We start from the raw sequence: 12,653 nt of genomic DNA, 5'->3' as shown, positions 1-12,653 counted from the left end.
CCGCGGCCCGGTGGGTGGCGCGGTGGAGGAGGCGGCGGGGCCGGTCACGAGGCCGGGGTCCGGGTGGGCCCGGCCACCGGACACGGGCGTGCCCACCCGGGCCTCCGGTGTCCGGCGGCCGCGGAGCTGCCCGATACCGGCGTCGAGGAGCGCGCGTCGCGGCCGGGACGGCGGACCGCCGCGGCGGTCGGGTGGCCCGGCGGCCGGCGTCGCGGCGACGGCGATCAGGTCGGCGGTCGAAGTGGTCGCGGCAGACGCGGGATCGGGCATGGCCGGGCCTTTCCGTTCGGCGGGCGGATACGGGACGGGTACGGAGCGGTACGGAGCGGTACGGAGGATCGGCCAGGAGTCTGTACCGTGATTGGTATGACGCGGGATGGCCAATCAGATGGCAATGGCATGGCGGACGCGGCCAGGGCGTCCGGCCCTGCCGTCGGCGCTCGGGAGCCCCACCGGGATCCGGCGCCGGAGGGGGACGCCGACGGGGCCAGGCCCGGAGCCCCCGGCGTGGGTGGGCGGAGCCTGGCCGGGATGCTGTCGGCACCGCCCCGGGGGTCGCCGCGTACCGCCATCTGGCCCACGAGATCAGCGGCCTGGTGCTGGACGGCCGGATCGCCCTGCACACGCGGCTGCCGGCCGAACGGGAGCTGGCCGCGGCCGTCGGTGCCAGCCGTCCCACCGTCACGGCCGCCTACGACCTGCTGCGGCAGGAGGGCTACGCCCGCAGCCGGCAGGGGGCGGGCACCTGGACGGCGCTGCCGCGCGGGCGGGCGCCGCGCAGCGTCGACCGCTTCCTGGAGCCGTCCGACTCGGCGATCGACCTGGCCAGGGCGGCGCCCGGCCTCCCGGGCGGCGTGCTGGAGCGGGCCCTGGAGCAGGCCGCGCCGCGGCTGGCCGGGCACGCCGCGACACCCGGCTACCACCCCTTCGGCCTGCCGGAGCTGCGCGCCCTGGTGGCCGAGCGGTTCACCGCCCGCGGCCTGGCCACGGTGCCCGAACAGGTCCTCGTCACCTCGGGCGCACAACACGCGCTGAGCCTGGTGACGGGGCTGATGTGCGGCCCCGGCGACCGGGTGCTCGTGGAGAACCCGACCTACCCGAACGCCCTGGAGGCGTTCCGGCGGGCCGGGTTGCGGACCGCGCCGGTCCCGGTGGCCGACGGCGGCTGGGACGCCGGCGTGGTGGAGGCGGTGCTGCGCCGGACGGTGCCCCGGCTCGGCTACCTGGTGCCGGACTTCCACAACCCCACGGGCTGCCTGATGCCCCAGGCCGACCGCGAGCGGGTGGCCGGCGCGGCGCGGCGGGCCGGCACCTGGCTGGTGGCCGACGAGACGCTCGCCGACCTGGCGCTCGACGTGCCGGCCCCGGCGCCGTTCGCCTGCTCGGCACCCGGCGGGGCCGGGCAGGTGGTCACCATCGGGTCGATGAGCAAGTCGTACTGGGGCGGCCTGCGCGTCGGGTGGGTGCGGGCCCCCGCACGGCTGGTGACGGAGCTGGCGGCACAGCGGATCGCCACCGACCTGAGCGGGCCGGTGCTCGACCAGTTGGTGGCGGCGCGGTTGCTGGACCGGGCCGGCGAGCTGTTGCCGCCACGCCTGGACGCGTTGCGGGAGCAGCGGGACGCGCTGGCCGGGGCGCTGGCCGAACACCTGCCGGGCTGGAGGTGGCGGACGCCGCCGGGCGGGCTGTCGTTCTGGGTCGACCTGGGCGAGCCGGTCGCCTCAGGGCTGGCCGAACGGGCACTGGGGTACGGCGTACGGATCGAGGGCGGTGGGTTCTTCGGCGCCGACCCGGGCCTGTTCGAGCAGCGGCTGCGCATCCCCTTCACCCTGCCGCCGGGCACGCTGCGCGAGGCCGTACGGCGGCTGGCAGCGGCGCTGGCCGCCGGGCCGGCGCGTACGTCCGTGGCCGCGCGGACGCGCTGGGTGGCCTGACCGGGCCCAGGGGGCACGGCGGAGCGGTCCGGCGGGCCCGGGTCCGGCGCCTTGCCTGGTCAGCGCAGGATTGGAGCGGGCGAGGCGGGGAATCCGCAGGATGAGGAGGTGCCGAAATGTCCGTATCCGCGCAGCAGATGACCCAGCTCGCGCTCCCCGACGGTGCCATCGCGCCCCTGGTGATCGGTATCTGCATCGTGCTCGTCCTGATCGGCGGCGTCTGGATCGGGATGCGCCGTCGCGAGCCGCCCGTACCCCCGGGCGAACATCCCAGGTCGGGTGCGTGGCAGACCCGCCAGGAACACGAGACCGGGGCCCCGCCGGACCACGGCCCCGGCCACCAGGGTGACGGTGCGCGCAGCCACGACGCGCGCCTGACGGAGCCCGACGTGATGCCGACCGACGGCCGCCGGAGGTTCCCGCACGAGGTGCACGACTCCGGCGTCCACGCCGGGCGCGTCCCCTCGCACCCGCGCCGCCACAGCGGTCCCAACGTCGACTGAGGTCGGCCAGGCGCGCTTTCGGTCCCCGGTGCTCTCACCGGGGACCGAAAACGCGCCTCTACGCGTCTGCGGCCGGGCAGCGCTGGACCGTGCTGGCCGCGGCTGACGGGCCGCGGCTGACGGCGGCTGGCGGCGCGGGCGGCACCATCCACCCGGTCACCCGGTCACCCGACGCGCCACGCAGCCGCTCCCGTACCGCCGATGGCGCCGCCGACGGCATCACCGCTGCCACATCGGCCACGTCGGGCCACGTAGGGGTGAATCTTCGACGTCAGGACCCGAACCCGCGCGATGTCGCGGTATGGCACCGGAAGCCGGCCAAGCCGCCCCGGACGTCGGCCGCCCCCAGAGGCCGGACGACCGGGACCTGGTCGTCAGCCGCCGCTGACGAGGTCGCGGGCCGCGGCGGCGATCGCGGTGGCACCGATACCGGCCGCGTCCAGTTGCTCGGCGGGGGTCGCCGAACCGGGCATGGTGCGCACTGCCAGCCGGGTCAGCCGCGGCATCGGGTGCCCGTCGCCGAAACTCTCCAGCACCGCGTCGGCCAGCCCGCCCTCGGGGTGGTGGTCCTCCACCGTGACGAAGCGGCCGGTGGTCCGGGCGGCCTCGCGCAGCGTCCTGGAGTCCACGGGCTTGACCGAGTACAGGTCCACCACGCGGGCCTTGACACCCTCGGCGGCGAGCTTGTCGGCGGCGGTCAGCGCCTCGTGCACGGTCACCCCGGCGGCGACCAGCGTGACCTGGTCCTCGGGGTCGGAGCGCAGCACCTTGCTGCCGCCGACGGGGAAGGCGTCCTCGGGTCCGTAGATGACCGGCGTGTTCCCCCGGGTGGCGCGCAGGTAGCAGATGCCCGGGCGCTCCGCCATGGCGGTCAGCAACTGCACCGTCTGGTTGGCGTCGCACGGGTACAGCACGGTGCTGCCGTGCAGGGAGCGGGTCATGGCCAGGTCCTCCAGCGCCATCTGGGAGGGCCCGTCCTCGCCGATCGCGACGCCCGCGTGGGTACCGACGACGTTGATGTCGGAGCGGGAGACCGCGGCCATCCGCAGGAAGTCGTGGGCGCGGGTGAGGAAGGCCGCGAACGTCGCCGCGTAGGGGTGCCAGCCGCGCACGCCGAAGCCCACGGCGGTGCCGATCAGCTCCTGCTCGGCGATGTAGCACTCGAAGTACCGCTCGGGGTGGTCGGCGGCGAAGAGCTGCGCCTTGGTGGAGTCGCCCACCTCGCCGTCCAGGGCCACGACGTCGCCGCGCAGCGACCCCAGGACGGCCAGCGTCTCGCCGAAGGCCGTACGGGTGGCCACCTCGGCGCCCCTGTCGTAGCGGGGCAGTTTCGCGTGCGGGTCGGGGCCGGGCGCCGCGGGGCGTCGACCGGGTCGGGGCGGCGTACCTCGACGCGCAGGTCGCGCAGGCCGCCGAGTTCGGCGACGGCCGCCGCGGCGTCGGGCAGCGGCTTGCCGTGCTTGCCCTCCTGGTTCTCCACGGCGGCGACGCCCTTGCCCTTGCGGGTCCTGGCGATGATCGCGGTCGGCGCGCCGCGGGTGGTGCGGGCCGCGGCCATGGCCTCGTCGATGGCGTCGACGTCGTGCCCGTCGATCTGGACGGTGTTCCAGCCGAAGGACCTGATCCGGCGCGCGTACGCCTCCAGGTCCCAGCCGTGCCGGGTGGGGCCGCGCTGGCCGAGCCGGTTGACGTCGACGATCACCGTCAGGTGGTCGAGGCCCTCCATGCCGGCGTGCTCGAACGCCTCCCACACCGAGCCCTCGGCGAGTTCGCTGTCGCCGCACAGCACCCAGGTGCGGTAGGGCAGCCGGTCCAGGCGGGATCCGGACAGCGCCACGCCGACCCCGATGGGCAGGCCCTGGCCGAGGGAGCCGGTGGCCACGTCGACCCACGGGATCTTCGGGGTGGGGTGGCCCTCCAGGCGGCTGCCGAGCTTGCGGAAGGTCAGCAGTTCGTCGTCGGTGACGGCGCCGGCCGCCTTGAACGCGGAGTACAGCAGCGGGGAGGCGTGGCCCTTGGAGAAGATCAGATGGTCGTTCCCGGGGTCGTCGGGGTGGTCGAAGTCGTAGCGCAGGTGCCGGGCGAGCAGGACGGCGATCAGGTCGGCCGCGGACATGGACGAGGTGGGGTGCCCGGAACCGGCCGCGTCGGCGGCCCGCACCGAGTCGACCCGCAGCTGCTGGGCCAGTTCGGCGATCTGGGCGTCGTTGAGGACGGTGTCCTGGGTGACGGTGGGTGCCATGGCGGCGGTGCTCCTCTCGCTGGCGGGTCCTACGGCCGAGGGGGCGCCGGCGCACGGCGTGCGGCTCCGCCCCCTCGTGACTCGGCTGCCCGGGGCATGTCCCGCCAAACGGCCGCCCGGGGCGCGCCGACGGCCCTGGAGGGGCGGTACGGGCGGCGCGCGGGCATGATGGACCCCATGGAGCTGATTAAGAAGGGCCACGCCTGCGTACGCCTTGAGCAGGACGGCCGGGTCCTCGTCATCGACCCCGGCGCCTTCGGCGAGGCGGACGCGGCGGTCGGCGCGGACGTCGTCCTCATCACCCACGAGCACGCCGACCACTTCGACGAGGGGCGGCTGCGGGCGGGCATGGAGGCCAACCCGGCCGCCGAGCTGTGGACGCTGGCCAGCGTCGCGGACCAGGTCTCCGCCGCGTTCCCCGGGCGCGTGCACACCGTGGGCCACGGGGACACGTTCACCGCGGCCGGCTTCGACGTCCAGGTGCACGGCGAGCTGCACGCGGTGATCCACCCCGACTTCCCGCGGATCACCAACATCGGGTTCCTCGTCAACGGCTCGGTCTTCCACCCCGGCGACGCGCTGACGGTTCCCGGGCGGCCGATCGACACGCTGCTGCTGCCGGTCCAGGCGCCCTGGAGCAAGCTCTCCGAGGTCGTCGACTACATCCGCGAGGTCCAGCCGGACCGCGCGCTGGACGTGCACGACGCGCTGCTGACCGACCTCGCCCGCCCGGCCTACGACGGCATGATCGGCGGCCTGCTCGGCGACCGGTCCGGCACCGAGCACCTGCGGCTGGGGCTCGGCGAGAGCCTCGCCGTCTGACCGACGCCCGGGGCACGTACGACCGCCTTCGGAACCGCCGCTTCGGCCACGGTCCGACCACCGTCGGACCACCGTCCGACCGGCCGTGGTCCGACCGCCCCGATCTGACCCGGGTCGTCCGATCGGGTCGTCCCACCGGGTTGTCCGACCGGGCGGCTAGGTTGAGGGCATGCGTATCGCGACCTGGAACATCAACTCGATCACCGCGCGGCTGCCCCGGCTGCTGGCCTGGCTGGAGAGCGGCGCCCCGGACGTGCTGTGCGTCCAGGAGACGAAGTGCACGGCGGAGCAGTTCCCGCACGACGAGCTGCGCGAACTGGGGTACGAGGCGGCGGTGCAGGCCACCGGCCGGTGGAACGGCGTGGCGGTGATCTCCAGGGTCGGCCTGGCCGACGTGGTCCACGGCCTGCCCGACGGGCCGGCCTACGAGGGCGTCGAGGAACCCCGCGCCGTCGCCGCCACCTGCGGCCCGGTCCGCGTCTGGTCGGTGTACGTGCCGAACGGCCGGGAGGTGGGCCACCCGCACTACGCGTACAAGCTGGAGTGGCTGGAGGCGCTGCGCGCGGCCGTGGCCGGGGACGCGGCGGGCGAGCGCCCGTTCGCCGTCCTCGGGGACTACAACATCGCCCCCACCGACGCCGACGTGTGGGACCCGGCGGTCTTCGAGGGCGCCACCCACGTCACCCCGCAGGAGCGGGAGGCCCTGGCCGGGCTGCGCGGCGTGGGCCTCGGCGACGTGGTGCCGCGCCCGCTGAAGTACGACCACCCGTTCACGTACTGGGACTACCGCCAGCTGGCCTTCCCCAAGAACCGCGGGATGCGGATCGACCTCGTGTACGGCAACGAACCCTTCGCGAAGGCCGTGTCCGACTCCTACGTGGACCGCGAGGAGCGCAAGGGCAAGGGTGCCTCGGACCACGCGCCCGTGGTGGTGGATCTGGAGGTGTGAACCGGGTGCCGTGCGCCCGGGAGGCGGTGGGCGCGTCACCACAGCGGGGGACGGCCACGGGCGTGTCAGCCCCCGAACGGCCGGGCCGGGCGGGGGCTGTGTGCATGATGGCTGGGGCCTGTCGGGAGAAACACCCCGGCCAGGACCTTGCGGACACCCACGGGGTTCCCAGCGCAGCGTCCCCGTGACGCACCCTCAGACCACCTTCACCACCGGCTTGTACGGAGGCACGACGTGGACTCCCTTCAACAACTGCCGAACATCGGGGCGGTGCTGGCCGACCGGCTGCGCCGCGCGGGCGTCGGCGACGCGGGCGAACTGCGCCGCCTTGGCTCGGGCCGGGCGTTCGAGAAGATCAGCCCGGAGCTGCCCGACGACGCCCGCACCCACACCCTGCTGGCCCTGGAGGGCGCCCTGCGCGGTATGCGCTGGACGGCCATCCCCCAGACGGAGCGCGACACCCTCGTCAACCGCGTCCTGGGATGAGGTCGGCGGCCGGCCGCGCCGGCCGGCCGCCGACCCCTGCGGAGCGCGGGCAGGCGGAGCGGCGTTCCGGGCTGCCGGAGGGCGCCCGCGCGGCTCCGCGGCGGCGGCAGCGGACCGCCGCCAGGCGGCCACACAGCGGACCACCACCGTCGCTACAGCGGACTGCCGCCGGTCTCCTGCTCGATGACGGCGCGCGCGGCGTCCACCGCGGCGCGGGCCGCCGGAAGGCCGCAGTAGACCGCGGTGTGCAGCAGCGTCTCCTCTATCTCCGCCGGGGTCAGCCCGTTGCGCAGCGCCGCCCGGGTGTGGTCGGCGAGTTCGCCGAGCTGTCCGAGCACGGTCAGCGCCGACAGCGCCACGAAGGTTCGGGCGCGCCGGTCCAGGCCGGGCCGGGTCCAGGTCTCGCCCCAGGCCCAGCGGGTGGCGTAGGCGTCGAATCCGGCACCGAAGTCGCCGATCCGGGCCAGCGCCGACTCGGTCTCGGCCTCGCCCAGCATCTCCCGGCGCAGCCGCATCCCCTCGGCGTACACGTCGGGGCCGCCGGACGGTGCGGCGGAGGCGGGGCGGGGCGTCACGGGTGGCGGTGCCGGGGCGAACGGGGCACCCTGCGGAGTCCGTTCGGCCCAGGCGCTCTCGAAGTGCCGGGCCAGCAGGTCGCCGACGGCGGCGGGCTCCTCGACGGGCGCGAGGTGGCCGGTGCCGGGCACCACGGCCAGCCGGGCGTCGCGGATTCCGGCCACCAGCACACGGGCGACCGCCGGCGGCGTCTCGGTGTCGTCGACGCCGGCCACCACCAGGGTGGGGACGGTGATCGAGGCGAGCTGCTCGCGGATGTCGAAGGAGGCCATCGCCTCGCAGGCGGCGATGTAGCAGGCGGTGTCGGTGGTCCTGACCATCTGCACCGCCCACTCGGTGATGGCCGGCTGGGTGGCCACGAAGGGGCCGGTGAACCAGCGCTCCGGGGTGAGGGCCGCGGTGCGCTCCAGGCCGTTGGCCCGGACCACGACGCCGCGCTGGCGCCAGGTGTCCGCGGTGCCGAAGCGGGCCGCCGCCGAGACCAGCGCGAGGGCGGCCAGCCGGTCGGGCCGCAGCAGCGCCAGCCGGGCGCCGACGGCGGCGCCGAGCTCGCAGCCGGCGTAGCCGAAGGTGTCGATGCCCTCGTCGTCGAGGACGGCCAGCAGCCGACGGGCGAGGTTGTCGACGGTGGAGGCGGGTTCGGCGGGGGCGCCGCCGTGCCCGGGCAGCTCGTAGCGCATCACCCGCCAGGTCGCCGAGAGCACCGGCATCTGGCGGTCCCACATGTGCCAGGTCGCGCCGAGCGCGGGGCCGAGGACCAGCACCGGGCCGTCCTCGGGCCCGTCGAAACGGTACTGGAGGGGCGGTTCGTGGTCGTCGCGCTCCTCGGAGTCCTCCACCGGGGACGCTGCGGGCAGCGCGGAGGGGCCGTCGGCACCGGCGGTGCCGCGGCGGTCGGCCTGGTCCGGGAGGTCGCGCGGCTCCGGCGCGGCCGACGGCTCGCGGTCCTCGTGCGCGCCGCCGGAGGCCGGCGGTCCCGCGGCGCCGAAGGCGGCGGTGTACGCGTCGTACCCGTCGTAGCCCTCGTCGTCCTCCTCTTCGCCCTTGTAGTAGCCCTTGCCGCCCGGGTAGCCCTCGAAGCCCTGCGGGTGGCCGGCGCCGCCTCCGGGGACGGCGGGCGGCGCGGTGGGGACGGCTGGGGCTTCGTAGGCGTCGCCGTCCTGGCCGGCGGTGCGGCGGTGGGCGGGCACGCTGGGGTGGCCGCCGAGCCGGTCGGCGGTCTGGTCGGTCACGTCGCTCATCGCCTCACGCTATCGAGTGCCGTACGGGACGCGGCAGGGGCCTGCCCCTTCGCGTGCGGGGGACCGTTCAGTCGTCCCCCCGGAGGCCGTGGAAACCGTGCCGGAAGTTGACGGTGGAGACCACGTAGACGCGCGGCCGGTCGGGGTGGGTCAGGTCGACGGTGATGGTGTGGTCGGGCTTGTCGCCGGGCCGGGTCAGCTTCACCCCGGCCCAGGTGTGGGGGATGCCGAAGTTCCAGCCGACGGCCTTGCTCTGCGCGGCCGTTATCGTCACCTTGCCGACCGTGAGGGCCGCGCGGCTGGTGCCGACCCGCGCGAGGAAGGTGTCCAGGCCGCCCGCGTTGGTGACGAACTCGGCGTAGAGCTCGCTGGAGTTCCAGGAGTTCTGCTCCATGTTGCGCACGGAGCGGGCGCCCGGCGGGATCGGCACCTGGTAGATGCGCTGCTCCAGCTGGGTCGGGTGGACCTGGGTGAGCCGCTCGCCGGCCTGCTGCTGGCGGGCGCTCGGGCCGCTGGCGCGGCTCTGCTCGGCGGAGATGACCACGTACCCCAACGGCACCAGGACCAGCAGCGGCACCACCGTCCAGCGCACCCAGCGCGGCGGGGTGCGCGGCGGCCTGGGGCCGCTGGTGGCGGTCGGTTCCGCGGCCTCCCGGCCACGCTGCTCCGCGGTCGTCACGACTGGCTCGCCTGCCGTTCGTTGCTGCGTCCGTAACTCCGCCCGAAGCGCTCGTAGCGCTCGACCCGGCGGCGGTTTGCGCGCCGGAACCGGCGGGCCACCAGTCGGGCGAGGTCCGCGGCGCCCACCATACCCGCCTCGGGGCCGAGCTCGGCCTTGGCGATACGCGCCTCCGGGCGGTAGCCGCGGCCGGTGAGGGTGCGCCGGAAGGCGTCCCGGGCCGGTGCGATCAGCAGGTCGTCGGCGGCGCTGACGCCCCCGCCGATGACGAAGCAGGACGGGTCGAGCGCGGCGGCCAGGTTGGCGATGCCCACCCCCAGCCACTGGCCGATCTCCTGGAAGAGCTCGACGCACATCGCGTCACCCTCGCGGGCGAGTTCGGTGATGAGCGGACCGGTGATGTCGCGGACCCGGCCGCCGACCCGGTCGATGAGGTTGTAGGCCACCGGAGAGTCCTGCGCGGCGAGTTCCCGCGCCTCGCGGACCAGCGCGTTGCCCGAGCTGTACTGCTCCCAGCAGCCGCGGTTGCCGCAGGCGCAGCGGTGCCCGGCCGGCACCACCTGCATGTGGCCGAACTCACCGGCCACCCCGAACCGGCCGCGCTTGACGTGGCCGTCCTCCAGGATGGCGCCGCCGATGCCGGTGCCGAGGGTGATCATGACCAGGTCGGGTTCGCCCCGGCCGGCGCCGAACCGCCACTCGGCCCAGGCGGCGGTGTTGGCGTCGTTGTCGACCATGACGGGCACCAGCAGCCGTTCGGACAGCCGTTCGCGCAGCGGCTCGTCACGCCAGGCCAGGTGGGGGGCGAAGAGCACCCGGGACCGGTCGGCGTCGACCCAGCCGGCCGCGCCGATGCCCACGGCGTGCACGTCGTGCCGTTCGGACAGGTCCAGGACGAGGTCGGCGATGGTGTCCTCGACGACCTTCGGACTCTTGGACTTGTCCGGGGTCTCGGTGCGCAGTGTCTCCAGGATGGTGCCGTCCGCGTCGACGACTCCGGCCATCACCTTGGTGCCGCCGATGTCGATTCCGACGGTGGGCACGCGGGGCGCGGTCAGGTGCGAGCGGCGCTCGCGCCGGTCGCGCAGGCCGACGCTCTGCCACACCGTGGCGCGGGCGGGGCCGCCGCGGTAGACGCGTTCACGATTGGCGCTCAAGCGGGGGTCTCCGGATGGGCTCGGGTGGGGGTGACGGTGGGCTGGTGCTCTGCCGGGCTGCCGCCCGGTCCGCGCGGGCGGCGGCACGGCGTCGGGGCGTTCCGACTCGTACTGGTGCTCTGCTGCTGCCCCGTCCTGTGCTGCTTCATCCTGCTCCGCCGAGCTGCCTTGCGGTGGTGCCCTGCCGACCTGCCGCCTTGCCGCCTTGGCGACGTTCCGGCCTGCTGTCGTGCTGCCCTGCTCTGCTGCTCTGCCCTGCTGCTCCGTCGTGCCGGCGGCGGCCGGCGCACGCCGGGGCACGGGGCGGCCCCGCCGGAGCGTGCCGCCATTGTGCCGTGTCCGGGCCCTGGGACGGGGCCGCGGGGGGCGGCCCGCGGGCACGTCCGCCGTACCGGCTGGTCAAGCCTACGGCGCCGGCGGCCAGGGCGCCCGATGCGCCGGGCGCCCCCCTCGCCGCGTCGCGGGCCGCCGGGCGGAACGGGTCCGGGCGGGTGTGACGAGCACCACAGGGGCGGCGCGGGCCCGCGATCTTCCGGGTCCGCGGGCCCAAGCCCGCCCGGGAAGATCGCGCGGGGGCGGCCGCGCTGGTGTCGGAGCCCGTTTCCCGGGAAAGGGGCACGTGAGCGCGGCATGATGGCGGAAGGCGGCACGGACGGGTCGCGGGAGGGGGCGGGAACGACCGGGCGGACGGCCCGGCGCGGCGACGCGCGCGGGCGTGTCGGGCGCGCCGGGGTGGCCGCGGACACGGCCGCCGGCGGGCGCGGGACCACGCCGGGCACGCCGACCGGGTCCGGAACCGCGCGACTCGGCGGCGGGCACGGCGCACGGGCGTCGGGTACGGCGGCGAAGCGGCCGGGCGGGTGACCGGCGGGCGCGCTTCGGGGCCGCTCCGGCGCGGGTGCCGCGGCCGGCTGCGGCACCAGGGCCCGGAGCCGGGCCCGGACGGGTGTTCGGGGCGAACGGCGGCCAGGACCGGCGGTCGCTCCGGCGGGGCGACGACGAGGACAGGGGTAGGCCATTGCGGATCGGGCTCATCGGCGCGGGGCGGATCGGCGCCTTCCACACGGCGACGCTGGCCGCCCACCCGGACGTCGGAGAGGTGCTGGTCGCCGACTCCGCCCCGGACCGGGCCGCCCTCGTGGCGGCCCGGCACGGCGGGCGCGCGGTGCCGGTCGAGGCGCTGCTCCCGGAGGAGGGCGGCGCGGGCGCCGCGCGGCCGGACGCCGTGGTGGTCGCCACCGCCACGGCGACCCACGCCGAGCTGGTCGCCCGGGCGGCGCGAGTCGGCGTCCCGGTGTTCTGCGAGAAGCCGGTCGCGCTGGACCTGCCGGGCACGCTGGCCGCGGTGGCCGCCGCGGAGGAAGCCGGCGCGGTGGTGCAGGTCGGCTTCCAGCGCCGTTTCGACGCCGAGTACGCGGCGGCCCGTGAGGCGGTGCGCGGCGGCCGGCTCGGCACCCTCCACACCGTGCGGACGGTCACCTCGGACGCGGAGCCGCCGCCGGCCGCCTACGTGCCGCTGTCGGGCGGCCTCTTCCGCGACTGCCTGGTCCACGACTTCGACATCCTCCGCTGGGTGACCGGCTTGGAGGTGGCGGAGGTGTACGCGGCCGGCGCGAACACGGGCGCGGAGTTCTTCCGGGCGGCCGGCGACGTCGACTCCGGCGCGGTGCTGCTGACCCTGGAGGGCGGGGTGCTGGCCACGGCGACGGCGGCGCGCTACCACGCCGCCGGGTACGACGTGCGGATGGAGCTGGCCGGCAGCGCCCGGCAGCTGGCCGTCGGCCTGGGCCCGCGCGCGCCGCTGGCCCCACCGGAAGAGCGGCCGGAGGAGCAGGCGCGGGAGCGGCCTCCGGCGGTGCCCTGGACGGGGTTCCTCGACCGGTTCGCCGCGGCCTACCGCGCCGAGCTGGACACCTTCCTGCGGGTGGCGCGCGGCGAGGCGGCGAATCCGTGCCCGCCCCGGGAGGCGCTGCGGGCGCTGCTGGTCGCGGAGGCGTGCGAGCTGTCCCGGCGCGAGCGCCGGCCCGTGGCGGTGGCGGAGGTGGCCGAGGCGGCGGCGGAAAC

General features: G+C 76.0%; 8 protein-coding genes and 2 pseudogenes. 6 read left to right on the top strand and 4 right to left on the bottom strand.

Translation table 11 applies throughout. From position 1 onward, the window contains the following. Nucleotides 1-596 precede the first annotated feature (596 nt). Nucleotides 597-1,934: a MocR-like transcription factor YczR gene (yczR, locus tag BS72_RS08995; protein WP_232792288.1), complete on the top strand. Its 1,338-nt coding sequence runs from the start codon at nt 597-599 to the stop codon at nt 1,932-1,934. A 116-nt stretch (nt 1,935-2,050) separates the two neighbouring features. Further along, the gene (locus BS72_RS08990; RefSeq protein WP_051950840.1) at nt 2,051-2,437 is read left to right on the top strand and encodes a DUF6479 family protein; all 387 of its coding nucleotides are present in this window, start codon (nt 2,051-2,053) and stop codon (nt 2,435-2,437) included. Nucleotides 2,438-2,811: 374 nt separating this feature from the next. Here the strand turns inward: BS72_RS08990 and BS72_RS08985 are convergent. Beyond that, nucleotides 2,812-4,679: pseudogene (locus BS72_RS08985) on the bottom strand (transketolase). A gap of 177 nt (nt 4,680-4,856) precedes the next feature. Between BS72_RS08985 and BS72_RS08980 the strand changes: the two are divergent. The 3 genes from BS72_RS08980 (at nt 4,857) to BS72_RS08970 (ending at nt 6,936) form a co-directional block, all read left to right on the top strand. Continuing rightward, complete coding sequence (locus BS72_RS08980; RefSeq protein ID WP_037909685.1) at nt 4,857-5,501, top strand: MBL fold metallo-hydrolase; 645 nt, start codon at nt 4,857-4,859, stop codon at nt 5,499-5,501. A gap of 169 nt (nt 5,502-5,670) precedes the next feature. Continuing rightward, nucleotides 5,671-6,450, top strand: coding sequence for an exodeoxyribonuclease III (locus BS72_RS08975; protein ID WP_037908503.1), 780 nt, complete (start codon nt 5,671-5,673; stop codon nt 6,448-6,450). 234 nt (nt 6,451-6,684) lie between these two features. Further along, nucleotides 6,685-6,936 carry a TfoX/Sxy family DNA transformation protein gene (locus tag BS72_RS08970; RefSeq protein ID WP_037908500.1) on the top strand — a complete coding sequence of 84 codons (252 nt, stop codon included), beginning with the start codon at nt 6,685-6,687 and terminating at the stop codon, nt 6,934-6,936. A gap of 152 nt (nt 6,937-7,088) precedes the next feature. Here BS72_RS08970 and pcaDC read toward each other — a convergent pair whose 3' ends face one another. The 3 genes from pcaDC to BS72_RS08955 all read right to left on the bottom strand — a co-directional run bounded on the left by pcaDC (nt 7,089) and on the right by BS72_RS08955 (nt 10,589). Next, complete coding sequence (pcaDC, locus tag BS72_RS08965; protein ID WP_078901175.1) at nt 7,089-8,753, bottom strand: bifunctional 3-oxoadipate enol-lactonase/4-carboxymuconolactone decarboxylase PcaDC; 1,665 nt, start codon at nt 8,751-8,753, stop codon at nt 7,089-7,091. Nucleotides 8,754-8,820: 67 nt separating this feature from the next. Beyond that, a complete protein-coding gene (locus BS72_RS08960; protein ID WP_232792287.1) occupies nt 8,821-9,432 on the bottom strand; it encodes a hypothetical protein in 612 nt (203 codons plus the stop codon). Beyond that, nucleotides 9,429-10,589 carry an ROK family glucokinase gene (locus BS72_RS08955; RefSeq protein ID WP_037908499.1) on the bottom strand — a complete coding sequence of 387 codons (1,161 nt, stop codon included), beginning with the start codon at nt 10,587-10,589 and terminating at the stop codon, nt 9,429-9,431. The genes BS72_RS08960 and BS72_RS08955 overlap by 4 nt, the downstream gene beginning before the upstream one ends. A gap of 1,018 nt (nt 10,590-11,607) precedes the next feature. Here BS72_RS08955 and BS72_RS08945 point away from each other — a divergent pair. Next, nucleotides 11,608-12,633: pseudogene (locus BS72_RS08945) on the top strand (Gfo/Idh/MocA family protein); the annotation flags it as partial. Between the last annotated feature and the right edge of the window lie 20 nt (nt 12,634-12,653).

The sequence above is a fragment of the Actinacidiphila yeochonensis CN732 genome (assembly GCF_000745345.1).
Lineage (GTDB): Bacteria > Actinomycetota > Actinomycetes > Streptomycetales > Streptomycetaceae > Actinacidiphila > Actinacidiphila yeochonensis.
This window is presented reverse-complemented; position numbering and strand designations above follow the sequence as displayed.